Source organism: Nonomuraea glycinis (genome assembly GCF_035920485.1).
GTDB classification, from domain to species: Bacteria; Actinomycetota; Actinomycetes; order Streptosporangiales; family Streptosporangiaceae; genus Nonomuraea; species Nonomuraea glycinis.
Genome location: NZ_CP109166.1, coordinates 882,277 through 904,601, shown reverse-complemented (window position 1 = coordinate 904,601; position 22,325 = coordinate 882,277). Strand labels below are relative to the sequence as shown.

The 22,325-nt window shown below is 71.8% G+C and carries 21 protein-coding genes and 1 pseudogene; 12 read left to right on the top strand and 10 right to left on the bottom strand.

Going from position 1 to position 22,325, the window contains the following annotated elements; translation table 11 throughout:
• Positions 1-18 precede the first annotated feature (18 nt).
• Complete coding sequence (locus OHA68_RS04145; protein WP_189136510.1) at positions 19-972, top strand: electron transfer flavoprotein subunit alpha/FixB family protein; 954 nt, start codon at positions 19-21, stop codon at positions 970-972.
• 105 nt (positions 973-1,077) lie between these two features.
• Here OHA68_RS04145 and OHA68_RS45280 read toward each other — a convergent pair whose 3' ends face one another.
• The 6 genes from OHA68_RS45280 to OHA68_RS04115 form a co-directional block, all read right to left on the bottom strand.
• Positions 1,078-2,043 (bottom strand): sensor histidine kinase, encoded by a 966-nt coding sequence (locus OHA68_RS45280; protein ID WP_407674484.1) that lies wholly within the window; start codon positions 2,041-2,043, stop codon positions 1,078-1,080.
• 527 nt (positions 2,044-2,570) lie between these two features.
• Positions 2,571-3,284, bottom strand: coding sequence for a response regulator transcription factor (locus OHA68_RS04135; RefSeq protein ID WP_189136512.1), 714 nt, complete (start codon positions 3,282-3,284; stop codon positions 2,571-2,573).
• A gap of 55 nt (positions 3,285-3,339) precedes the next feature.
• Complete coding sequence (locus tag OHA68_RS04130) at positions 3,340-4,104, bottom strand: hypothetical protein (protein ID WP_327106421.1); 765 nt, start codon at positions 4,102-4,104, stop codon at positions 3,340-3,342.
• Positions 4,101-5,006 (bottom strand): ABC transporter ATP-binding protein, encoded by a 906-nt coding sequence (locus tag OHA68_RS04125; protein ID WP_327106420.1) that lies wholly within the window; start codon positions 5,004-5,006, stop codon positions 4,101-4,103. The genes OHA68_RS04130 and OHA68_RS04125 overlap by 4 nt, the downstream gene beginning before the upstream one ends.
• A gap of 187 nt (positions 5,007-5,193) precedes the next feature.
• A complete protein-coding gene (locus OHA68_RS04120) occupies positions 5,194-6,378 on the bottom strand; it encodes an MFS transporter (RefSeq protein ID WP_327106419.1) in 1,185 nt (394 codons plus the stop codon).
• Positions 6,379-6,677: 299 nt separating this feature from the next.
• Entirely contained in the window at positions 6,678-7,190 is a 513-nt protein-coding gene (locus OHA68_RS04115) for a TetR/AcrR family transcriptional regulator (protein ID WP_327106418.1), read from the bottom strand.
• 53 nt (positions 7,191-7,243) lie between these two features.
• Between OHA68_RS04115 and OHA68_RS04110 the strand changes: the two genes are divergently transcribed.
• Positions 7,244-8,407, top strand: a complete 1,164-nt coding sequence (locus OHA68_RS04110; RefSeq protein ID WP_327106417.1) for a cysteine desulfurase family protein — start codon at positions 7,244-7,246, stop codon at positions 8,405-8,407.
• A 120-nt stretch (positions 8,408-8,527) separates the two neighbouring features.
• Here the strand turns inward: OHA68_RS04110 and OHA68_RS04105 are convergent, their stop codons facing one another.
• Positions 8,528-9,580 (bottom strand): DUF695 domain-containing protein, encoded by a 1,053-nt coding sequence (locus tag OHA68_RS04105; RefSeq protein ID WP_327106416.1) that lies wholly within the window; start codon positions 9,578-9,580, stop codon positions 8,528-8,530.
• Positions 9,581-9,774: 194 nt separating this feature from the next.
• Here OHA68_RS04105 and mnmA point away from each other — a divergent pair, with 194 nt between their 5' ends.
• Positions 9,775-10,833 (top strand): tRNA 2-thiouridine(34) synthase MnmA, encoded by a 1,059-nt coding sequence (gene mnmA, locus OHA68_RS04100; RefSeq protein WP_327106415.1) that lies wholly within the window; start codon positions 9,775-9,777, stop codon positions 10,831-10,833.
• Between the two features lie 10 nt (positions 10,834-10,843).
• Here the strand turns inward: mnmA and OHA68_RS04095 are convergent, their stop codons facing one another.
• Positions 10,844-11,476 (bottom strand): MBL fold metallo-hydrolase, encoded by a 633-nt coding sequence (locus OHA68_RS04095; RefSeq protein ID WP_327106414.1) that lies wholly within the window; start codon positions 11,474-11,476, stop codon positions 10,844-10,846.
• Positions 11,477-11,500: 24 nt separating this feature from the next.
• Here OHA68_RS04095 and OHA68_RS04090 point away from each other — a divergent pair, with 24 nt between their 5' ends.
• The 8 genes from OHA68_RS04090 (at position 11,501) to gatB (ending at position 20,903) form a co-directional block, all read left to right on the top strand.
• Positions 11,501-12,481, top strand: coding sequence for a methionine synthase (locus tag OHA68_RS04090; RefSeq protein ID WP_327106413.1), 981 nt, complete (start codon positions 11,501-11,503; stop codon positions 12,479-12,481).
• 35 nt (positions 12,482-12,516) lie between these two features.
• A complete protein-coding gene (gene ligA, locus OHA68_RS04085) occupies positions 12,517-14,700 on the top strand; it encodes an NAD-dependent DNA ligase LigA (protein ID WP_327106412.1) in 2,184 nt (727 codons plus the stop codon).
• 196 nt (positions 14,701-14,896) lie between these two features.
• On the top strand, positions 14,897-16,966 hold the full coding sequence (locus OHA68_RS04080) for a putative bifunctional diguanylate cyclase/phosphodiesterase (protein ID WP_327106411.1): 2,070 nt from the start codon (positions 14,897-14,899) through the stop codon (positions 16,964-16,966).
• Positions 16,967-17,018: 52 nt separating this feature from the next.
• On the top strand, positions 17,019-17,348 hold the full coding sequence (locus tag OHA68_RS04075; protein ID WP_327106410.1) for an ATP-binding protein: 330 nt from the start codon (positions 17,019-17,021) through the stop codon (positions 17,346-17,348).
• Positions 17,345-17,533, top strand: a complete 189-nt coding sequence (locus tag OHA68_RS04070) for a hypothetical protein (protein ID WP_327106409.1) — start codon at positions 17,345-17,347, stop codon at positions 17,531-17,533. The genes OHA68_RS04075 and OHA68_RS04070 overlap by 4 nt, the downstream gene beginning before the upstream one ends.
• Before the next feature lie 93 nt (positions 17,534-17,626).
• Complete coding sequence (gatC, locus tag OHA68_RS04065; protein ID WP_189136523.1) at positions 17,627-17,926, top strand: Asp-tRNA(Asn)/Glu-tRNA(Gln) amidotransferase subunit GatC; 300 nt, start codon at positions 17,627-17,629, stop codon at positions 17,924-17,926.
• Entirely contained in the window at positions 17,923-19,413 is a 1,491-nt protein-coding gene (gene gatA / locus OHA68_RS04060) for an Asp-tRNA(Asn)/Glu-tRNA(Gln) amidotransferase subunit GatA (protein WP_327106408.1), read from the top strand. The genes gatC and gatA overlap by 4 nt, the downstream gene beginning before the upstream one ends.
• Entirely contained in the window at positions 19,374-20,903 is a 1,530-nt protein-coding gene (gene gatB, locus OHA68_RS04055; RefSeq protein WP_327109452.1) for an Asp-tRNA(Asn)/Glu-tRNA(Gln) amidotransferase subunit GatB, read from the top strand. The genes gatA and gatB overlap by 40 nt, the downstream gene beginning before the upstream one ends.
• A gap of 81 nt (positions 20,904-20,984) precedes the next feature.
• On the opposite strand, the gene OHA68_RS04050 is transcribed toward gatB, so the two are convergent.
• Both OHA68_RS04050 and OHA68_RS04045 read right to left on the bottom strand, forming a co-directional pair.
• Positions 20,985-21,320 (bottom strand): SbtR family transcriptional regulator, encoded by a 336-nt coding sequence (locus tag OHA68_RS04050; protein ID WP_327109451.1) that lies wholly within the window; start codon positions 21,318-21,320, stop codon positions 20,985-20,987.
• A 24-nt stretch (positions 21,321-21,344) separates the two neighbouring features.
• Positions 21,345-21,416: pseudogene (locus OHA68_RS04045) on the bottom strand (TetR family transcriptional regulator); the annotation flags it as partial.
• Between the two features lie 20 nt (positions 21,417-21,436).
• Between OHA68_RS04045 and OHA68_RS04040 the strand changes: the two are divergent.
• The gene (locus tag OHA68_RS04040) at positions 21,437-22,315 is read left to right on the top strand and encodes a TIGR03564 family F420-dependent LLM class oxidoreductase (RefSeq protein ID WP_327109450.1); all 879 of its coding nucleotides are present in this window, start codon (positions 21,437-21,439) and stop codon (positions 22,313-22,315) included.
• Positions 22,316-22,325 lie beyond the last annotated feature (10 nt).

The following is a 22,325-nucleotide window of genomic DNA, read 5'->3' as shown; positions in this document are numbered from 1 at the left end:
AACGGGGGCATTACTGATATGTCGGAGATTCTCGTTCTCGTTGAGCAGGTCGACGGAGAGGTCAAGAAGGTCACGCTGGAGCTGCTGACCCTCGCCCGCTCCCTCGGCACGCCCGCCGCCGTCTGGGCGGGCCCTGGCATCACCGCCGAGGCCAAGGCCAAACTGGCCGAGTACGGCGCGGACACGATCTACGTCGCCGGCGCCGAGGACATCGTCGGCTACGTCGTCGCCCCCAAGGCCGAGCTGCTCGCCCAGCTCGTGGCCGCCAAGTCGCCGGCCGCCGTGCTGGTGGCCGCCACGGCCGAGGGCAAGGAGGTCGCTGGACGGCTCGCCGTCAAGACCGACTCCGGAGTCATCACCGACGCCGTCGGCCTCGGCGAGGGCTTCGTCGCCGAGCAGTCCATCTTCGGCGGCGGCGTCAACGTGCACTCCAAGGTCAGCAGGGGCACCCCGATCGTCGCCGTCCGCCCCAACTCGACGGCCCCCGAGGCTTCGGCCGGGGCCGGCACGGAGGAGGAGGTGTCGGTGACGCTGTCCGACTCCGCCAAGTCCGCCCGCGTCGTCGAGCGGGTCAAGCAGGAGAAGGGCGCCCGCCCCGAGCTGACGGAGGCCGCCATCGTGGTCTCCGGCGGTCGCGGCGTCGGCTCGGCCGAGAACTTCTCGGTCATCGAGGGCCTGGCCGACGCGCTCGGCGCGGCCGTCGGCGCCTCCCGCGCCGCCACGGACGCCGGCTGGTACCCCCACCAGTTCCAGGTGGGCCAGACGGGCAAGACGGTCTCGCCGCAGCTCTACATCGCCGCGGGCATCTCGGGCGCCATCCAGCACCGGGCCGGCATGCAGACCGCGAAGACCATCGTCGCGATCAACAAGGACCCCGAGGCGCCGATCTTCGAGCTGGCCGACTACGGCGTCGTGGGCGACCTGCACCAGGTCGTCCCGCAGCTCGCCGACGAGGTGAACAAGCGCAAGTAGTCCTCTTTTTCCCGTACGGCTCCGCCTGCGCGCGGAGCCGTACTGGTGTGCCGGGGAGGATCGAGGCTCCGGCCGCCAACAAGAAACGACCTTCGCAGCGGTGCCTCATGGTGTGACGGCCGGCAGCAGGATCTGGAAGGTCGCGCCGTGGCCCGGGGCCGAGTGGATCTCCGCGTGGCCGCCGTGGGCGGTGACGATGGAGCGGACGATGGCCAGGCCGAGCCCCGCGCCGCCCGTCGCCCTGGCGCGGGAGGTGTCGGCCCGGTAGAAGCGGTCGAAGGCCCGGGCGGCCTCCTCGGTGCTCAGCCCGGGGCCGGAGTCCTCGATGACCAGCACCGCCTCGGCGCCCACGGTGCCGACGCCGATGCGGACCGGGGTGCCCGCCGGGGTGTGCGTGACGGCGTTGCCGACCAGGTTGCTGACCACCTGGCGCAGCCTGGCCTCGTCGCCCAGCACCGGGGCGCTCGCCGCCGGTCCGCCGTCCGGGCCGGTGAGGGTGACGGTCCTGGACGGGTCCAGGGCGGCGAAGTCGTGCTTGGCGTCGGCGGCCAGCGTACGCAGATCCATGGGGGTCGGCTCAAGAGCGGCGGCCACCCCCTCGGGCTCGTCGAGGGCGGCCAGCAGCAGCAGGTCGTCCACCAGGCGGGCCAGGCGGCCCGACTCGCTCTCGATGCGGGCCAGCGCCGCCTCGGCGTCCGTGCCGCCCATCCGGTAGAGCTCGGAGAAGCCCTTGATGCCGAACAGCGGCGTGCGCAGCTCGTGGCTGACGTCCGCGACGAACCTGCGCATCCGGGCCTCGGACTCCTGCCTGGTCGCGAAGCCCTGCTCGATCTGGGTGAGCATGCCGTTGAGCGAGCGGGTCAGCCGCCCGACCTCGGTGCCGGGCGCGGCGGGCTCGGGCACGCGCCGGGTCAGGTCCCCGGCGGCGATCGCCGCCGCCGTCTCCTCCACCCGCCGCAGCGGCGCCAGCCCCGCCCGGATCGCCACCCCGCCCACCACGGCGAGTACGGCCAGCAACAGCGCGCCGGCCACCAGGCTGGCCAGGCGGAGCCGGTCGACGGTGGAGTCCATCGCGTCGAGCGAGAGCGCGATGGCGACCGCGCTGTGGCCGGGGACGTCACCGGACCGCGCCCGCAGCTCCACCTTCAGCAGGGGCGACAGATCTTCCCCCACCCGGGAGGCCACCGCCAGCACGCGCCACCGCCCGCCCGACGCGTCGTCGACGGTGAACGGCCGGCCCGCCCGCTCCGTGACGGCGGCGGCGTCCAGCCTGGGCAGCTCGACGTGGCCGCCGAGGTCCACCTCCCGGAGCACCGTGCCGTCGGCGGCCAGGAAGGCGACGTACCCCTCGCCGGCCAGGTCGAACTCGTCCCCGCGCAGCGGCACCGGGATGGCGCGCATCCGCTCCTGCAGGGTGGTGAGAACCTCCGGCGTCAGCGTGGCCAGCGCCGAGGACAGCGGGCTGAGCCTTTCGTCCATTCTGGCCATGAGATGGGTCTCGAGCTGCTTGACCACCACCGAGCTGATCACGGCCAGGCCGGTGACCAGCAGCGCCACCGTGATGGCGAGCAGCCGGGCGCGCAGGGACAGCCGGGCGATCATCGCTTCGGCTTGCGCAGCACGTAGCCGACGCCGTGCACGGTGTGGATGAGCCTGGGGTCGCCGGTGTCCACCTTGCGGCGCAGATAGCTGATGTACGTGTCGACGATGCTGGAGTCGCCGGCGAAGTCGTAGCGCCACACCTGCTGCAGGATCTCCGCCTTCGGCAGCACCCGCCCCGCGTTCTCCACCAGGTAGTGCAGCAGCCTGAACTCCGTCGGCGACAGCCGCACCGGGATCCCCGCCCTGGTCACCTGCAGGCCGTCGGGATCGACTTCCAGATCGGCGACCGTCAGCGTGTGGGTGCCCGGTGAGGCGCCGGTGCGCCGGAGGATGGCCCTGATCCGGGCCAGGAGCTCCTCCAGGTCGAACGGCTTGGTCACATAGTCGTCGCCGCCCAGCCGCAGGCCGTTGATCTTGTCGGCGGTGCCGTCGCGGGCGGTCAGGAACAGCACCGGCACCGGCCCCGGCCGGCCGCCGCCCCGGGGCAGGGTCCGGAGCCTGCGGATCACCTCGAACCCGTCGAGATCCGGCAGCATGACGTCGAGCAGCACCAGATCGGGCGGCTCACGGCGGGCCGCCTCCAGCGCCTGCCTGCCGTTGTCGGCCGAGGTCACGGTGAAGCCCGCGAAGCGCAGGGTCGCCGACAGCAGCTCCTTGACCGTGGGCTCGTCGTCGACCACGAGCAGCCGTTCGCCTGTCTCCGCACGCACCTGACGGCTCTCCCCTCCGGAACGCCTTCACCTTACGAGCCCGAACCCACCGGAGTCAGACATCACGCGTACGGAACCGTACGAAAGCGGCGGTCGCCATGGCGGCCACGAAGGCGAGCAGCAGGCCGAGCCCGCCCCAGAGCCCGAGCCAGGACGACTCCGTGACGGCCGCGGCCTGGAAACCGGCGACGTTCGGCCAGTAGGTGGTGATGAAGTCGCTCACCAGGGCGGGGGCGACGTCGCTCAGGACCGGGAGCAGCAGGAACACGGTGCTCACGTTCACCGCCGCGGCGGTGCTCCGCAGCAGGAACCCGAGGGTCAGCCCGAACAGCGCCAGCAGCGCGAGCACGACCGGCGCCAGAATCAGGAACCTGGTCACCGCGGGGTCACCGAACCAGGTCCGTGGCGCGCCGCCCGCCATGAGCGCCATCTGGCTCGTCAGGAACATCGTCGGCGCGGCCAGCAGCCCCACCGGCAGGGCCACCAGCACGACCAGCAGGGCCTTGGCGACAGGCAGCCGTTCTCGCCGGCCCACGGCGGCGACGCTCGCCCGCATCGTGCCGAAGTTGTACTCGGTGGTGGCCACCAGCGCCCCTAGCGCCGCGATCAGCAGTTGGACGAGAAGGATTCCCCGGCTCCCGATGTGGAGCGGCACGAAATCGAGCTGCTCCTGAGGCGTGGCGTCCAGGTAGGCCATGGCGCCCGCGTTGCCGAACAGCCAGCCGAACGCGCCCGACATCACGATGACGGCGACGGCCAGGACGAGGGTGGAGCGCACGCTCCTGAACTTGGTCCACTCGGCCTGCAGGATGCCGCTCATCGCGCGGCCTCCTGACCGGCGCTGTAGTCGACGCTGTCGCGGGTGAGCTCCATGAACGCCGTCTCCAGCGAGGTACGGCGCGGCGTCAGCTCGTACAGGGTCACGCCCTCGGCGGCGGCCAGCCGGCCGACGTCGGGCGCGGTGACGCCGGTGACGACGAACCCGCCCTCCTGGGACAGCACCTGGCCGCCGGCGAGCTCCAGCCGCCGGGCGAAGGCCGGATCACCGGCCCGGACGAACACCTCCTCGCCGGTCGCGGTGAACTCGGCGGTGTCCGCCTCGGCGATGAGCCGGCCCTTCCCGATGATCAGCAGGCGGTCGGCGGTGAGTGCCATCTCGCTCATCAGGTGGCTGGACACCAGCACCGTGCGCCCTTCGGCGGCCCAGGAGCGCATGAGGGTGCGGATCCACAGCACGCCCTCGGGGTCGAGCCCGTTGACGGGTTCGTCGAGCAGCAGCACGGGCGGGTCGCCGAGCAGGGCGGCGGCGATGCCCAGCCGCTGGCTCATGCCGAGCGAGAACTCCCCGGCACTCCGGCCGGCCGCGTTGGACAGGCCGACGAGGTCGAGCACCTCGGCGACGCGACCGGTCGGGATGCCGCTGCTCTGCGCCAGGTAGCGCAGGTGGTCGGTCGCGCTGCGGCGCGGGTGCAGCGCCTGGGCGTCCAGGAGCGAGCCCACCTCGCGCAGTGGCGTCGGCAGGTCGCGGTAGAGCCGCCCGCCGATGGTCACCGAGCCCGACGTGGGCAGGTCGAGCCCGAGGATCATGCGCATCGTGGTGGTCTTGCCCGCGCCGTTCGGGCCGAGGAAGCCGGTCACCACGCCCGGCCGTACGGTGAAGTCGAGGCCGTCCACGGCGATCACTTCGCCGTAGCGTTTGGTCAGGTCATTGAGCTGGATCATGAGACCCAGCGTGGCCTGCCTGGTTGGAGGCGTTCTGGGAGAATCTGTGAGGGTTCTGTGAGGGGTGGAGCGTCCGGCGGGGCCGGACGCTCGATTCACCGGGAACTCACAGGGTTCGGCTGACTGCGGCAGGTTCGCTTCACCCGACTGCGGCAGGTTCGCTTCAGCCGACCGTGACAGGTTCGGTTCAGCCGACCGTGACAGGCTCGCGCACGGGAGCGGGCGGGGTCGCCACCGGCTCCTCGCGGGGCAGGAAGCGGGCGGCCGCCGCGATCAGCAGCCCCAGCACGACCGCCAGCCCGAGTGCGGTACGCAGCGACGTGGCGTCCGACAGGAAGCCGATCACCACCGGCCCCAGCAGCAGCCCCGCGTAGCCCATCGCACCGGCCTGCGCGATCGCCGGGCCGGGCGTGTCGGTGGCGGTGCCCGCCAGCGACAGGGTCAGCGGCGAGATCGTCGCCACCCCCAGCCCGACGAAGAACACCGCGACCAACGCCACCATCGGCGCGGGCGCGGCCAGCACGACCGCGAAGAACCCGGCCGTGGCCAGGCCCGAGACGGTCAGCATGCCGCGCACCCCGAACCGGGAGCGCAGCCGGTCACCGGTGAGCCTGGCGATCAGCATGCCCGCCTCGAAGATCGGGTAGCCGAGCGCGGCCAGCGCCTCCGGCGCGCCGAGCGTGTCCCGCATGAACAGGCCGTTCCAGTCCGCGACCGTGCCCTCGACCATGAACGCGAAGAACATCAGCGCGCCCAGCAGGTAGACGACCGGCGGCAGCCGGCGGCGAGCCGCCCCGGCCGGCCCCGCCACCGGGGCGTCCGGCAGGTAGGTGCGGCCGAGCACGACCATGACCGGGAGCGACACCAGGCCGATCAGCGCCACGTTGGCGGTGAACGACAGGCCCAGCACGATCGACAGGCTGCCCATCGCGCCCGCCGCGATCGCGCCGACGCACCAGCCGGCGTGCATGCCGTTCATCAACGGCCGGCCGTGGACGCGCTCGACGGTCGAGCCCTGGGCGTTCATCGCGATGTCGATCATCCCGAAGGCCATGCCGAAGAGCGCGGCCGCGGCCAGCAGCAGGGGGAGGTTCGGCGCGAACGCCACGGCCACCAGGCCGATCGCGGTCGCCGGGCCGCCGACGCGCAGCACCGTCCTGCTCCCCGCCCTGGCCATGACGGGCCGCATGGCCTGCATGGTCACCAGCGCACCCAGGCCCCAGACCAGCAGCACCGTGCCGATCATGGCCTCCGACAGGTGCAGCTTGTCGGTCAGGGCCGGGATGCGGACGGTCATCGTGCCGACCATCAGGCCGCCGAGGAGGAAGGTGAGAACGGCCCCGTTGCGGGCTGTCCTCAGGTCGCGCGTCATGAGGCACACCTCTTTCGTGATCAGGATCTGTCAGGAGTTCATGGCACGCCGTGCTTCGGGAGCGGCGGCTGCCGGACTGTCAGGGGTTTCGGACGGGCGCGCACGCCCGTTCAGGGTGCCGGGGCCGGTGTCGGCAGGCCCGGGAAGAGGTCCGTACGGCACCCGTGTCGGTAGGGTTCCGTACCTCTGAGGAGGGTTTGTTCTTCCGGCGCGAGCCGTACGAACGCAGGGTCGTGCGCTCGTGTTCCCGTTCGGTACGGGTCGGCTTCGGTGCTGGGGCGGGGCGGCTGGATCCTGGATCAGGCAGGCGGTTTGACCAGCGCCCGCAACCTGGCGTCCAGGGCCTGGAGGTCGCTCTCGGTGTTGAGCTCCGGGTCGTGGCTCGCCACGTCCCACAGCCCTTCGCACGCCAGCCGCACGATCTGCGACGCCAGCCGGTCGGGCTCCTCGTCCAGCTCCTCGCGATGCCAGCGGGTCATCGCCTCGCGCAGCGGTGCGAGAAGGTAGAGGTTGCCCGAGGCGCCGGTCACCACGGCCCATCGTCGCAGCCTGCCCGAGCGCAGCGCGGCCAGGGTGGCGCCGATGTAGCGCTCGGTGTAGGTGTCGTCGTGCTGGGCGGCCATGAGATTGTCGAAGTCGTCGATCAATCGCTCGACCATGGCCTTGATGAGGGCTTCCTTCGTCCCGAAGTGGTAGAGGAGGCCGCCCTTGCTCACGCCTGCCCGGTCGGCGACGGCGGACAGGGTGAGCGAGGCCGAGCCCTGGTCGCAGAGGAGATCCTCCGCGGCATCCAGTAGCTCGTCCCTTCGCATGCCCCTACTGTACCGTCCGGACGGTACACCGGCAAACGAGATACCCTGGGTGGGTGAACAGACCGTCGGCCTATCTTGATCACGCGGCGACCACGCCCATGCTTCCCGAGGCGATCGAGGCCATGACGGAGCAACTCGGCCGGGTCGGCAACGCCTCCTCCCTGCACGCCGCCGGGCGGGAAGTGCGCAAGGTGGTGGAGGAGGCCCGCGAGACCATCGCCGACGCGCTCGGCGCCAGACCCAGCGAGGTCGTGTTCACCTCGGGCGGCACCGAGGCCGACAACCTCGCCATCAAGGGCCTGTTCTGGGCGCGCCGGCCCAGGAAGCGCGTCCTGCTCAGCTCCGTCGAGCACCACGCCGCCCTCGACTCGGCCGCGTGGCTGGCCGACAGCCAGGGCGCCCAGGTGGAGCTCCTGGAGGTCGACGAGCAGGGCCGGGTGCACCCTGACACGCTGCGCGCCGCCATCGCCCGCGACCCCGGCGACGTCGCGATGATCAGCATCATGTGGGCCAACAACGAGGTCGGCACCGTCCAGCCCATTCACGCCCTAGCGGCCGTCGCCGGCGACCACGGCATCCCCTTCCACTCCGACGCCGTCCAGGCCATCGGCCAGCTCCCGGTGTCGTTCGCGGAGTCCGGCGCCGACGCGCTCACCCTGACCGGCCACAAGATCGGCGGGCCGATGGGCGCCGGGGCGCTGCTGCTCGCCAAGGGCGTGACCCCCGTCTCCGTGCAGCACGGCGGCGGCCAGGAGCGCGACGTGCGCTCCGGCACCCTCGACGCCCCCGCCATCGCCGGTTTCGCCGCCGCCGTCCGCACCGCCGTCAAGGAGCAGCGGGAGCATTTCCTGCGCCTCACCGGCCTGCGCGACGAGCTCATCGACCGGGTGCGACGGGCCGTGCCCGACGTGGTGCTCAACGGCGACCCCGTCGACCGGCTGCCGGGCAACGCGCACTTCTCCTTCCCCGGCTGCGAGGGCGACGCCCTGCTCATGCTGCTCGACGCCCGGGGCATCGAGTGCAGCACCGGCTCGGCCTGCTCGGCCGGTGTCGCCCAGCCGTCCCACGTCCTGCTGGCGATGGGCGCCGAAGCCGCCGCGGCCCGCGGCTCCCTCCGCTTCACCCTCGGCCACACCTCGACCCACGACGACATCGACCGCCTGATCGAAGTCCTCCCGGCAGTAGTGGAGCGCGCCCGAAGGGCCGGCCTCAGCTGAGACAGCCCCCGGGCTCCGGGCGCGCGTTCAGGCTTGAGGCAGTCCCGGTTCGGGCGCGCGTTTCAGGCCGGGTTCAGCTGAGACAGTCCCAGGGCTCCGGGCGTGCGTTTGAGGCCGGGGTCAGCTGAGGAAGGCTGCTACCGCGCTCCAGGATGGGTCGGTGGTCACGTCCAGCCGGGGCTTGCCCTCACGCCAGTCGGCCATCAGCTCCTTGGCGTGGCTCGCGCCGTCGCCGGACGGGTCGGCGTAGACGTGGATGATCCGGTGCCGCTCCGCGCTGAGCTGGGCGACCATCACCGCGTCCCCGCCGGGCTTGAGCAGCCGGGCGGCCAGCCGCTCCTCGAAGTCCCGCAGCGCCGCCAGCGAGCCGCCGGTGGGCAGGCCGTTCGGGTCGCGGTGCTTGTAGGGCAGGGTGATGGCGATGTGCTGGTCGAACAGCGGATAGTCGACCGGCCGCAACGGATAGCGGGCCATGGCGGCCAGCGGCGCGCCACCGGCCGTCTGCCCCTCCAGCTGCGCCCACTGCTCCTGGCCGAACTCAGAGACCAGGTCGGCGACGATCGCGGGCAGGTGAACGGCGGGCACCGAGTCGATCGGCTGGAAGGTGGCCGGGGTGATGTCACCCACCCAGCGCGCCACGTCGTCCTCGCCGAGCAGCCAGTCGAGAGCGAGCAGCGTGGCGTCCATCCGGGCGTCCTCGTCGAGCTCGCCGAAGATCGGATGGTAGGCCGTCACGTCGACCCGCGGCGCACCCCGAGGCGCCCGCAACCCCAGCGCCAGGCGGTCCAGCCCGAACTGCAGGCCCGCCACCTCCAGGGAGAGCTCCGCAGCCCGCGGATGGGCCGGGCGCGACGGGTGGAACTCCCACAGCAGGTCGGCCGGCGGCGCGGCCTTGGCCCAGCGGTGCGCCAGCGGCCTCAGCTCGGCGTCGCCCGCGGCGGTCACCACCAGGGCGTGCGCCGCGTTCCGGCCCGGCGCCACCTCCCAGACCAGCCCCTCGTGCAGCGCGCTCACCGCGGGCCCGAGCAGGTCGGCCGACCTCTCCGACTCCCCGGCCGCCACCATCGCGTCCAGCTGCGGCCTGGCGCCGTCCCACCACGCCCAGAATCCGGCGATGGCATCATCGGCCCTGGCCGGGTCCTCATCATCGTCTTTGCGCCCGAACAGTCGCATGCCCAGAATCCTCCCAGACGCCACCCCACTCGCGTCCCCTTACGCGCTGGGCGCACCCCCACGTCACCTCACCTCCGCACCTCTTCACAGGCGTGGACACGCGCCCCGGCCACCCCGCCTCGCGTCCGTACCTCTCCGTACGCGCTGGGTGTGCGCGCCCGGCACTGCCGGGCGGACAGTAGGCTGGAACGGTCATGAAACTGCGTGTGCTTGCCGCCATGTCGGGCGGCGTCGACTCGGCCGTGGCCGCCGCTCGGATCGCCGAGGCCGGGCACGACGTCACCGGTGTGCATCTCGCCCTGTCGGCGAACCCCCAATCCCACCGCACCGGCGCCAGAGGCTGCTGCACGGTGGAGGACTCGCGCGACGCCCGGCGCGCCGCCGACGTGATCGGCATCCCGTTCTACATCTGGGACATGGCCGAGCGTTTCCAGCGTGACGTGGTCGAGGACTTCGTCGCCGAGTACGCCGCCGGCCGCACGCCCAATCCCTGCCTGCGGTGCAACGAGAAGATCAAGTTCGAGGCGGTGCTCGACCGGGCGCTGGCCCTCGGCTTCGACGCGGTCGCCACCGGGCACCATGCCAAGGTGGTCGACGGTGTGCTGTCCAGGAGCGTCGACCCCGGCAAGGACCAGTCGTACGTGCTGGGCGTGCTCACCCGTGAGCAGCTCAGCCACGCGATCTTCCCCCTCGGGGAGTCCACCAAGGCCGAGGTGCGCGTGGAGGCCGCCGAGCGCGGCCTGACCGTCGCCGACAAGCCCGACAGCCACGACATCTGCTTCATCGCCGACGGCGACACGCGGGGGTTCCTGGCCAAGCGGCTCGGCTCGGCCGAGGGGCCCATCGTGGACGAGCGCGGCGACGTGGTCGGCAGCCACCAGGGAGCCCACGGCTACACCGTCGGCCAGCGCAAGGGCCTGCACATCGACCGTCCGGCCGCCGACGGCAGGCCACGCTACGTGCTGTCGATCGAGCCGGTGTCCAACACGGTCACCGTCGGCCCGCGCGCGGCGCTGGAGGTCACCTCGATCACCTGCGTACGCCCGCTGTGGAACGGCCCGTCGGCCCAGCAGGACGTGACCGTGCAGCTCCGCGCGCACGGCGAGGTGTACGGCTGCCGCTTCGAGGAGCGGGACGGCGCTCTCGTCATCGACCTGGACCGCCCGGCGACCGGCGTAGCGGCCGGGCAGGCGGCGGTCCTCTACTCCGGCTCCACCGTGATCGGCTCGGCCACGATCGACTCCGCGGCCTGAGCCCGCACGGTCAGCCGAGGGTGATGGATTCGCCGGTGGCGAGTCGGCGCATGTCGGCGCCCTGCTTCTGTGCTTCCAGCCGGAGGTAGTTGTCGACCAGCGACAGGCCGTACTCGTTGAGCAGGCCGTCGTGGGTGGAGAAGGCGCGGCCGGGCCGGACGGCGCGCACGTAGTCGATCATCTCCATGAGCTTGAGCCAGGGCGCGTTCGTCGGGAGCAGCAGGGTGTCCACCTCGACGTCGGGGACCGTCAGGGCGTCGCCAGGGTAGAAGATCGCGTCGTCCACCAGGAAGCCGATGTTCGGCACGATGGGCACGTCCGGATGGTTCTTGGCGTGCCACTCGCCGAACACCTTGACCGAGAAACCGGCGGCCTGGAACGAGTCCCCGAACTCCACCACCTCGACCCTGACGGGCAGGTCGGTGAGCTGCGCGGCGACGCCCTCGCAGGTGAACACCTCCAGGCCGGGGGAGGCGGCGGCGAGGCGGTCGATGTCCAGGTGGTCGCTGTGCTCGTGGGTGATCAGAACGGCGTCGGCGCCGTCGAGCACCGGGTCGGCGGTGAAGACCCCCGGGTCGACGACCAGGGCGCGGCCGTTCTTCTCCAAGCGTACGCAGGCGTGACCGTACTTCGTGAGCTTCATCTTCGAGAGCCTACGCTGGTGCCCATGTTGACGTGGGAAGCCACCGGGGTCGGATCGCATCCGGGCGTAGATCATTTCGAGGCGATGCGGATGGTGTTCGGGGAAGTCCCCGGGCTGCCCTATCTGCCGGAGCTGCCTGCCCGGGGAGTCGGCGCGGACATGGTGGGCCGGACCGCCGCGCTGCTCGTCGAGCTGCCGGTGGAGGTGCAGCCCTCCGGATGGCGGATGTCGGGGCGGCCGGGGCGGGACCACCATCGGGCGGTCGACCATCTCCGGCGCGATCTCGACGCGCTGGAGGAGATCGGGCACGACTACACCGGGCCGCTGAAGCTGCAGGCGTGCGGGCCTTGGACGCTGGCGGCGTCGATCGAGCTGCGGCACGGCGACAAGATGCTGTCGGACCCGGGGGCGGTGCGGGACCTGATCGGGTCGCTGGCGCAGGGGGTGGCGGATCACTGCGCCGAGGTGCGGCGGCGGCTGCCCGGCGTCACCGAGATCGTCCTCCAGCTCGACGAGCCGGGGCTGCCGGGAGCGCTGACGGGGACCGTGCCGACGGCCTCCGGGTTCGGGCGGCTGCCCGCCGTGGAGGGGTGGCGGGTGGAGGAGTCGCTGCGCCTGTTCGACGCTCCGGTGGTGCACTGCTGCGCGCCGTCGGTGCCGTTCAGACTGCTGCAGAGAGCGGGTGTACGGGGCATCTCCCTGGACGCGTCCCTGCTGCGGCGCCGGGACGAGGAGATCATCGGGGACCTGGTCGAGGCGGATGTCGCCCTGTTCCTCGGCGTGCTGCCGGGGACCGGGACGCGGCCGCCGGACACGGGGGTGGTGGCCAAGCCGGCGCTGGAGTTGTGGCGGCGGCTCGGGTTCGCGCCCGAGCGGCTGGCCGGGCAGGTCGTGCTGACCCCGGCCTGCGGGCTGGCCGGGGCCACGCCCGCTTACGCCAGGGCGGCGCTGGCGGCGTGCCGCAAGGCCGCCAAGGTGCTCCGGGAGGATCCGGAGCACAGCTGAGCGATAGCGTTTTCCCGAGGGGAAGGAGCATCTTCGTGAGCGAACAGGGGATCGTGCCCGGTGCCGCGTCGCAGCGGCACGCCGAGTTGGGCGAGCTGGTCGAGGACGCGCGCCGTCGCTACTACGTCGAGGATCGGCCCACGGTCAGCGACGCCCAGTTCGACGCGTGGTTCAACGAGCTGCTGGCGCTGGAGGAGGCTCATCCGGAGCTGCGGACCCCCGACTCGCCGACGCAGAAGGTCGGCGCTCCCACCTCGGGCGACTTCGCCAAGGTCGAGCATCTGGCCAAGCTGGAGAGCCTGGACAACGTCTTCGACGCCGAGGGGATGACGGCCTGGCTGGCCAGGGCGGAGCGGCTGGCCGAGCACGACCCGGGCCCCTACCTGTGCGAGCTCAAGATCGACGGGCTGGCCATCGCGCTGGTCTACCGTGACGGCAGGCTGGAGCGCGGGGCCACCCGCGGCGACGGGCGGGTCGGCGACGACGTGACGGCCAACGTACGCACCATCAAGGGCATCCCGCACCGGCTCACCGGCGATGACGTGCCGAGCCTGGTGGAGGTGCGCGGCGAGGTCTACATCCCGGTCGAGGACTTCGGCAAGCTCAACGAGGAGCTCGTCGAGCAGGGCAAACCGCCCTTCGCCAACCCGCGCAACTCCGCCGCCGGCACGCTGCGGCAGAAGGACCCGCGGGTGACCGCGCGCCGGCCGCTGCGCATGCTGGTGCACGGCGTCGGCGTCTGGGAGGGCGCGGCCGAGCCGCAGGCGCAGTCGCAGGTGTACGACCGGCTGCGGGAGTTCGGCCTGCCGGTCAGCGACCTCTACCGGGTGGTCGGCGGCCTCGACGAGATCAACGACTACATCGAGCACTACCGCCGCCACCGGCACGACCCGGCCTACGAGATCGACGGCGTGGTGGTCAAGGTCGACCGGTTCCGGGAGCAGCGCGAGCTGGGCTCCACCTCGCGGGCGCCGCGCTGGGCGATCGCGTACAAATACCCGCCGCAGGAGGTCAACACCGAGCTGCTCGACATTCAGGTCGGCGTCGGCCGCACCGGGCGGGTGACGCCGTTCGGGGTGATGGCGCCGGTCGTGGTGGCCGGGTCGACGGTCGTACGGGCCACGCTGCACAACGCCTCGGTCGTGGCCAAGAAGGGCGTGCTCATCGGGGACACGGTGGTGCTGCGCAAGGCGGGTGACGTCATCCCCGAGATCATCGCCCCGGTCACCGACCTGCGTGACGGCAGCGAGCGCGCGTTCGAGATGCCGGTCGTCTGCCCCGAATGCGGCACCGCGCTGGCCTACGAGCGGGAGGGCGACGCCGACCTGCGCTGTCCCAACGCGCGCGGCTGCCCGGCGCAGATCCGTGAGCGGCTGTTCTTCGCCGCGCATCGCGACGCCCTGGACATCAGGGGCCTCGGTTACGTGGCGGCCACCGCGCTCTCCCAGCCGCTGCCGCCGCAGGAGCCGGTGGTGCGCACCGAGGCCGACCTGTTCGACCTCACCCTGGAGCGGCTCGTCCCCATCCGGTCCGTCGTCCGCGACCAGGACTCCGGCCTGCCCAAGCTCGATCCCAAGACGGGCGAGGAGAAGGTCGTCTCGCTCTTCTCCAACGCCGACGGGCGGCCCAGCCAGAACGCCCACCGGCTCATCGAGCAACTGGAGCTGGCCAAGGAGCGGCCGCTGGCGCAGATCCTGGTGGCCCTGTCGATCCGCCACGTCGGCCCGCCCACCGCCCGGGATCTGGCCGCCGCGATGGGCTCGATCGAGGCCGTCATGAACGCCTCGGAGGAGGAGCTGGCCGCCGTCGACGGCATCGGCCCGCGCGTGGCGGCCACGATCAAGGAGTGGTTCGAGGTCGACTGGCACCGCGAGATCGTCACCCGCTGGCGGCGGGCGGGGGTCCGCATGCGGGACGAGGCGCCGGTCGGCGTCGAGCAGGTGGCCAAGACGCTGGACGGGCTCACCTTCGTGGTGACGGGCACGCTGTCCCAGTACACCCGCGACCAGGCGGCCGCCGAGCTGACCAGCCGGGGCGGCAAGGTGACGGGCTCGGTGTCGAAGAAGACGTCGTTCCTGATCGCGGGGGAGGACGCCGGGTCGAAGTATGACAAGGCGGTCGGCCTGCAGATCCCGATCCTGGACGAGGCGGGCTTGCGGGCGCTGCTCGACGGGGGCCCCGAGGCCGCGGCGAAGCTGGCGATAACCCCGCAGGGGTGAGCTGTCAAGCAGGCGGCGCCGTACCCGGACCGATTTCTGAATTCGGGAAGGTCTGGCGCACACGTAGCGTTCACCTAAGAGCTACACAGGGTGGGTATATCCGGAAAGCGACGTGACGCAACGTACGCGCTTGGTTTCGCGAAGTGGGGTTAAGGTCGTACCCTCCCATAGTGACCTAATGGGGGTTCTGTTACCGATGACTGACCCAACCGACACCCGCGACACCGGACCACGCGCGGGCACGCCCCTGTGGGCGTTCCTCGCGGGCGCCACCGTGATCGGCTGCACCGCGCTGGTCGTCGCCCTGCTCAGGCTGGACACGACCGGGCTCGTGGAGCTGGGCCGCACGGCGCTGTTCTGGGTGGTGACGGTGCTGGTCGTCCTGGGGGAACTGCGGCCCGTCATGGTGTCCTCGGCCGCCGCGGTGGGCGGCACCTACCCCTCGGCCATGTTCACCTTCGCCGTCCTGCTGCACTACGGGCTGCCCGTGGCCGTGCTCCTGCAGGCGGTGGCCATCGCCGTCAACGGGGTGGTCACCCGCAAGGCGTGGCACCGGGTGATGTTCAACGTCTCCCAGTCGACGCTCGCCCTCACGGCCGCCGCCGTGGTGCTCGGCGCCTTCGGCATCATGCCCAGCGCCGTGGCGCCCTGGGTGCCGTCCGGCGCGGACCTGCCGGCGATCGGCCTGGCCGGGGTCGCCTACTTCGCCACCCGCGCCATGCTCGTGTGCGGCGCCGTCGCACTGCACGAGCGCAGGTCCATCGTGCGCGTGCTGCGGGCCACGGTGGGACCGCAGAGCCTGGTGTACGCCGCCCTGCTCGGCCTCGCGCCCCCGGTCGTCGTCGTGATGGCGCACTCACCGGGGATCGTGCCGCTGTTCGTGGCCCCGCTGGCCGCCGTCTACTTCACCGCCACGCTGTCGATGCGCCGCGACCACCAGGCGCTGCACGACGAGCTGACCGGCCTGCCGAACCGCAAGATGCTCATCGTCAGCACCGAGGAGGCGCTCGCCGAGGCCCGCCAGGACGAGCGGGTCGGCCTCTTCCTGCTGGACCTCGACCGGTTCAAGGAGGTCAACGACACGATGGGCCACCCGGTCGGCGACCGGCTGCTGCAGATGGTCGCGCACCGGCTCACCCATTCCGTACGGCCCGGCGACGTCGTGGCGCGGCTGGGCGGCGACGAGTTCGCCGTGCTGCTGCCCTCGATCAGGGACGCGCACGCCGCGCGCGAGGTTGCCGCCAGGCTGCGCGCCGCGCTCACCGAGCCGGTACGGCTCGAAGGCATGACGTTCGACCTGGACGGCTCCGTCGGCATCGCCCTCTACCCGGACCACGCGCCCGACTTCGAGATGCTGCTCCAGCGCGCCGACGTGGCCATGTACCTGGCGAAGGAAGGCCGTACAGGCGTGGAGCTCTATCAGGCGGACAAGGACCGCAACTCTCCCGAACGGCTCAATCTCCTCGGGGACCTGCGCCGTGGGCTGGACAACCACGAGCTCAAGCTGCATTACCAGCCGAAGGTGAGCCTGGCCGACGGCACCGTGCACGGCGTCGAGGCGCTGCTGCGCTGGCGGCACCCGGTGCACGGGGCGATCGCGCCGTCGGAGTTCATCCCGCTGGCCGAGCAGTCCTACCTGATGCGCCAGCTCACCGAGTACGTCATCAACGAGGCGCTGGAGCAGGCCGCCCGCTGGTGGCGCGCCGGCCTGCCGGTGCAGATCTCGGTCAACATCTCGGCCCGCGACCTGCTCGACTCGGCGCTGCCCGAGCAGCTCGAAGCCGGCCTGGCCCGCCTCCAGCTGCCGCCGTCGGCGATCCAGCTGGAGGTCACCGAGCGCATCCTGACCGGTCAGCAGGCCTACACCCACGACACCATCAAGGCCCTGGCGGCCCTCGGCGTCCCGCTGGCGCTCGACGACTTCGGCACCGGCTACTCCTCGCTGATCAGGCTCCAGCGCCTGGCGGTGTCGGAGGTCAAGATCGACGCCTCGTTCGTACGCCGCATCGCCGAGTCCGAGGACGACAACCGGATCGTCCGCTCCATCGTGGACCTGGTCCGCTCCCTGGGCCTGCGCTCGGTCGCCGAGGGCGTCGAATCGGACGCGGTGGCCCTCCGCCTCGCCGAAATGGGCTGCGACCTGGGCCAAGGCTGGCTCTTCGGCCGCCCGATGCCCGCCCAGGACGCCACGGCCTGGCTCCGCGACCGCCACATGACCGGCCCAGAGGCCACCTACGACCTCCACCCCGAGGTCACGACCGCCTGACACGATAGAAGCGCACTTCTTAGAAGTGTACTTCTACGTTCTGTGAGGCCCCATGCTCGCGAAGCCGGACCGCATCTTCGCTCGCGACTTCGAATGGCGGCACCTGGCCCGCTTCGCCGACCGTGCCGGCGAGCGCCCCCAACTGGGAGTCATCAGCGGCCGGCACCGCCAGGGCAAGACGTTCCTGGTGGAGGCGCTGGCCGCCCTGACCGGCGGATTCTACTTCGCGGCGACCGAGGCCACCGAGGTCGAATCGCTGATGCTGTTCTCGGCCGCGCTGGCCGAGCACACCGGAGCCGAAGTCCCGCATCGGTTCGCGAGCTGGGACGAGGCGGTGCGGCAGCTCTTCGCGCTCAGCGCCGAGCGGCGCTGGGCGAGGTGAAGTGGAGCAAGGCGATGGGCCCCGGGCACAGCGCTCGCCTCAGGCGGGCGCGGGAGTTGCTGGCCGCCAAGAAGTACGACGTACGGGACACGGTGCTGGCCTGCTACAGCGGGGTGGGCTTCGATGGGGCGCTGGACTCGGAGGAGGATGTGCGGGCCGTCGGGCTCGGGGAGCTGTACGGGTGATGTTTCCAGGTGGTTAAGGGTTCGGGGGCCATCCGTCAAGGCCCCTAGGATGTGAGTGTCCGAACTCCATCCACGAAACGGGTTCAACGACTCATGTCCGCCATAACCCGCGACGAGGTCGCGCATCTGGCCCGGTTGTCCAGGCTGGCGCTCACCGACGACGAGCTCGACCACTACGCCACGCAACTCGATGCCATCATCGAGTCGGTCGCGAAGGTGGCAGAGGTCGCCGCCGAGGATGTGCCGCCATCGTCGCACGCTCTTCCGCTGACCAATGTTTTCCGTCCCGACGAGGTGCGACCGTCCCTGACGCCCGAGCAGGCCCTGTCGGGCGCTCCCGCCGTCGAGGACGACCGCTTCCGGGTGCCGCGCATCCTCGGGGAGGAGGCATGAGCCTGATTCACCACACCGCTGCCGAGCTGGGCGCGATGATCGCCGCCGGCGAGGTGAGCGCCGCCGAGGTGGCCGGGGCGCATCTCGACCGGATGGCCGAGGTCGAGCCCAAGGTGGGCGCGTTCCTGCACGTCGACCGGGAGACCACGCTGGAGCAGGCGCGGGCCGTCGACGCCCGGCTTCAGGCGGGCGAGAAGCTCGGCCCGCTGGCCGGGGTGCCGATCGCGCACAAGGACATCTTCGCGACCCGCGACATGCCGACCACGGCCGCGTCCAAGATCCTTGAGGGCTGGCATCCGCCGTACGACGCGACCGTGACCCGCCGGTTGCGCGAGGCCGGGCTGGTCATCCTGGGCAAGACCAACCTGGACGAGTTCGCCATGGGCTCCTCCACGGAAAACTCCGCCTACCAGCTGACGCACAACCCGTGGGACCTGACCAGGGTTCCCGGCGGGTCGTCGGGCGGGTCCAGCGCCGCCGTCGCCTCCTACGAGGCGCCGCTGTCGACCGGCACCGACACGGGCGGCTCGATCCGCCAGCCCGCCGCGGTGACCGGCATCGTGGGCATGAAGCCGACCTACGGCGGCTCGTCCCGCTACGGCCTGATCGCCTTCGCCAGTTCGCTCGACACGCCGGGCCCGTTCGCCCGCACCGTGCTGGACGCCGCGATGCTGCAGGAGACGTTCTCCGGGTACGACCCGATGGACTCCACCTCGATCGACGCCCCGGTGCCGTCGGTCGTCGAGGCGGCCAGGAACGCCGACGTCTCCGGCATGCGGATCGGCGTCATCAGGGAGTTCGCCGGGGACGGCGCCCAGCCGGGCGTGCTGGCCCGCTTCAACGAGGCCGTCCAGCTGCTGGAGTCGCTCGGCGCGAAGGTCGTCGAGGTCTCCTGCCCGTCCTTCGAGACCGCCCTGCCGGCTTACTACCTCATCGCGCCGTCGGAGTGCTCGTCCAACCTGGCGCGCTTCGACGCCATGCGCTACGGCCTGCGCGTCGGCGACGACGGCACCCGCAGCGCCGAGGAGGTCATGGCGCTGACCAGGGCGGCCGGTTTCGGCCCCGAGGTCAAGCGGCGCATCATGCTGGGCACCTACGCCCTGTCGAGCGGCTACTACGACGCTTACTACGGCCAGGCCCAGAAGGTCCGCACCGTCATCTCGCGCGAGTTCGAGGCCGCCTTCCACCAGGTCGACGTGCTGATCTCGCCCACGACGCCGACCACGGCGTTCCCGATCGGCGAGCGCGCCGACGACCCGATGGCGATGTACCTCGCCGACCTCTACACCATCCCGTCCAACCTGTCGGGCAACGCGGCCATGTCGGTGCCGTGCGGCCTGGCGGACGAGGACGGCCTGCCGGTCGGCCTGCAGATCATGGCCCCGGTGCTGGGCGACGACCGCTGCTACCGCGTCGGCGCCGCCGTGGAGAAGGCCCTGGAGAGCCGCTGGGGCGGCCCGTTGCTGAAGGAGGCACCGTCACTGTGACCACGGTCTATGACGAAGCGCTCGATCGTTTCGAGCCGGTGCTCGGGCTGGAGACGCACGTCGAGCTGGGCACCCGGTCGAAGATGTTCTGCGGGTGCGCGGCCGTGTTCGGCGCGCCGCCCAACACGAACGTCTGCCCGACCTGCCTGGCGCTGCCCGGAGCGTTGCCCGTGGCCAACGTCATGGCGATCGAGTCGACGATCCGCATCGGCCTGGCGCTCAACTGCTCCATCGCCGAGTGGTGCCGCTTCGCCCGGAAGAACTACTTTTATCCGGACATGCCGAAGAACTACCAGATCTCGCAGTACGACGAGCCGCTCTGCTTCGACGGTTACCTCGACATCGAGGTCGACGGCAAGCCGGTGCGGATCGAGATCGAACGGGTGCACCTGGAGGAGGACACCGGCAAGTCCACCCACATGGGCGGCGCGACCGGCCGCATCCACGGCGCCGACTACTCGATCGTCGACTACAACCGCGCGGGCATCCCGCTGGTGGAGATCGTCACCAAGCCGATCCCGGGCACCGACCGGATGGCGCCCGAGGTGGCCAAGGCCTATGTCACCGAGCTGCGTGAGGTCATGCGCTCGCTGGGCGTCTCCGACGTGCGCATGGAGGAGGGCTCGCTGCGCTGCGACGTGAACGTCTCGCTCATGCCGCGCGGCGCCTCCGAGTGGGGCACCCGTACCGAGACCAAGAACGTCAACTCGCTGCGCAGCGTCGAGCGGGCGGTGCGCAGTGAGATCGAGCGGCAGGCGGAGGTGCTGTCCGGCGGCGGCCGGATCGTGCAGGAGACCAGGCACTTCCACGAGGACACCGGCACGACCACGTCGGGCCGGTCCAAGGAGGAGGCGCAGGACTACCGCTACTTCCCCGAGCCCGACCTGTTGCCGATCGCGCCGGACCGGGCCTGGGTGGCGGAGCTGAAGGCGGCGCTGCCGGAGCTGCCGTCGGCCAAGCGCCAGCGGCTGAAGGCCGAGTGGGGCCTGAGCGACCTGGACATGCAGGCCATGCACAACGCCGACGCGATCGACCTGGTGGAGGCCACGGTCGCGGCGGGCGCGCCGGCCGCGGACGCGCGCAAGTGGTGGATGGGCGAGCTGGCCCGCCGTTCCAACGAGACCGGCGTCGCGCTGGCCGACCTGCCGATCACGCCGGCGCAGATCGCCCGGGTCACCGTGCTGGTGGCCTCCGGCGCGCTCAACGACAAGCTGGCCCGCGAGGTGCTGGAGGGCGTGCTGGCCGGCGAGGGCTCGCCCGACGAGGTGGTCGAGAAGCGCGGCCTGAAGATCGTGAGCGACGACGGCGCGCTGTCGTCGATCATCGACGAGGTGCTCGCGGCCAACGCCGACGCCGCCGAGAAGGTCCGCTCCGGCAAGATCGCCGCCGCGGGCGCGCTGGTGGGTGGCGTCATGAAGGCCAGCCGTGGCAAGGCCGACGCCGCTCGGGCGCGCGCGCTGATCCTGGAGAAGCTGGGCGTCTCGGAATAACGATCCTGGAGAAGCCGGGCGTCTTGGAGTCACGACGCCGTACGCAGGGGCCCCGTCACACTCGTGACGGGGCCTTTCGCGTCATTCGCCGGTGATGACCAGGGCCAGGAGGCGGTCGACGAGGCCGGGGTCGCCGGGGGACTGCTCGGCCGCCCAGCCGATGGCGTTGGCGAGGGTGAGCAGATCGGCGATACGGGTTGTGCCGGCGTGGCGCGTACGGGCCAGGAGCGCGGCGCCGGTCGCCTCGATCTGAGCGTGGCAGGCCGCCAGCGCGGGGCCCGCGCCCGCCATCTCGACCGCGACGAGCCCGCGCATCGCCGTCGCGTGCACCGCCACCGCGCGCAGCCAGAGGTGCAGCGCCTCGCCGGGTGAGGGATGGCCTGTCAGCTCGCGCCCGTGCGCGCACAGCGCCGCCACCTGATCCTGGATGATCTCGACGAACAGGTCCTGCGAGGTGGGGAAGTGCCGGTAGAGCGTCCCGGCGCCCACGCCGGCCCGCTGGGCGACCTGGTTGAGCGAGGCGCCGGGCCCACCTGCGCGGCCCCACGCCGCCGGCCGACCTCATCGGCCAGGTGCGCACCGCCGCCGAGCTCGGCTACGACACGGCTTGGTCGAGTCAGGCGTTCGGCTGGGACGCGCTCACCTCGCTGGCCGTGGCCGGCGCGCTGGTGCCGGACATCTCGCTCGGCACCGCCGTGGTCCCCGTGCCGCAGCGTCACCCGCTCGTGCTGGCGAGCCAGGCGCTCAGCGTCCAGGCCGCCACCGGCAACCGCCTCACGCTCGGTGTCGGGGCGGGCGTCGCGATGATGGTCACCTCCATGTACGGCCTGCCGTCGGACCGGCCCGCCACCCGGATGCGCGAGTATCTGACGGTGCTCCGGCCGCTCCTGCGCGGGGAGAGCGTCGCCCACCAGGGCGAGCTGATCACCGCCTCAGGACGGACGGAGGTGCCGGGCGCCGAGCCGCCACAGGTGCTGGTGGCCGCGCTCGGCCCGGCCATGCTCAACGTCGCGGGCGAGTTGGCCGACGGCACCGTGACCTGGATGACCGGCCCGAGGACGCTCGCCGAGCACATCGTGCCGTCCATCACCAGGGCCGCCGAGTCGGCGGGCAGCCCCGCGCCGCGCGTGGTCGCGGGGCTGCCGGTCTGCGTGACGGAGGACGAGGCGGGGGTGCGCGGGCGGATCGCCGAGCAGTTCGGGCTCGCCGGGCAGGTCCCGGAGTATCGGGCGATGCTCGACCGCGAAGGCGTGGCGGGACCGCAGGACGTGGCCGTGGTGGGGGACGCGAGGGCGGTGGCCCGCGGGCTCGCCAGGCTGGCCGACGCGGGGGTCACCGACTTTCTCGCCGCGCCGTTCGGCACCGTCGCGGAGCAGGACCGCACGGTCCGCGCGCTGGCCGGCCTGACCTGAGGTCCTAGGT

What these genes read in the sequence shown, in the direction of transcription:
- OHA68_RS04145 (WP_189136510.1), top strand. Translation starts at nt 19, where the DNA reads ATGTCGGAGATTCTCGTTCTCGTTGAGCAGGTCGACGGAGAGGTCAAG.
- OHA68_RS45280 (WP_407674484.1), bottom strand. Translation starts at nt 2,043, where the DNA reads ATGGACTCCACCGTCGACCGGCTCCGCCTGGCCAGCCTGGTGGCCGGC.
- OHA68_RS04130 (WP_327106421.1), bottom strand. Translation starts at nt 4,104, where the DNA reads ATGAGCGGCATCCTGCAGGCCGAGTGGACCAAGTTCAGGAGCGTGCGC.
- OHA68_RS04125 (WP_327106420.1), bottom strand. Translation starts at nt 5,006, where the DNA reads ATGATCCAGCTCAATGACCTGACCAAACGCTACGGCGAAGTGATCGCC.
- OHA68_RS04120 (WP_327106419.1), bottom strand. Translation starts at nt 6,378, where the DNA reads ATGACGCGCGACCTGAGGACAGCCCGCAACGGGGCCGTTCTCACCTTC.
- OHA68_RS04115 (WP_327106418.1), bottom strand. Translation starts at nt 7,190, where the DNA reads ATGCGAAGGGACGAGCTACTGGATGCCGCGGAGGATCTCCTCTGCGAC.
- OHA68_RS04105 (WP_327106416.1), bottom strand. Translation starts at nt 9,580, where the DNA reads ATGCGACTGTTCGGGCGCAAAGACGATGATGAGGACCCGGCCAGGGCC.
- mnmA (WP_327106415.1), top strand. Translation starts at nt 9,775, where the DNA reads ATGAAACTGCGTGTGCTTGCCGCCATGTCGGGCGGCGTCGACTCGGCC.
- OHA68_RS04095 (WP_327106414.1), bottom strand. Translation starts at nt 11,476, where the DNA reads ATGAAGCTCACGAAGTACGGTCACGCCTGCGTACGCTTGGAGAAGAAC.
- OHA68_RS04090 (WP_327106413.1), top strand. Translation starts at nt 11,501, where the DNA reads ATGTTGACGTGGGAAGCCACCGGGGTCGGATCGCATCCGGGCGTAGAT.
- OHA68_RS04080 (WP_327106411.1), top strand. Translation starts at nt 14,897, where the DNA reads ATGACTGACCCAACCGACACCCGCGACACCGGACCACGCGCGGGCACG.
- OHA68_RS04075 (WP_327106410.1), top strand. Translation starts at nt 17,019, where the DNA reads ATGCTCGCGAAGCCGGACCGCATCTTCGCTCGCGACTTCGAATGGCGG.
- gatC (WP_189136523.1), top strand. Translation starts at nt 17,627, where the DNA reads ATGTCCGCCATAACCCGCGACGAGGTCGCGCATCTGGCCCGGTTGTCC.
- gatA (WP_327106408.1), top strand. Translation starts at nt 17,923, where the DNA reads ATGAGCCTGATTCACCACACCGCTGCCGAGCTGGGCGCGATGATCGCC.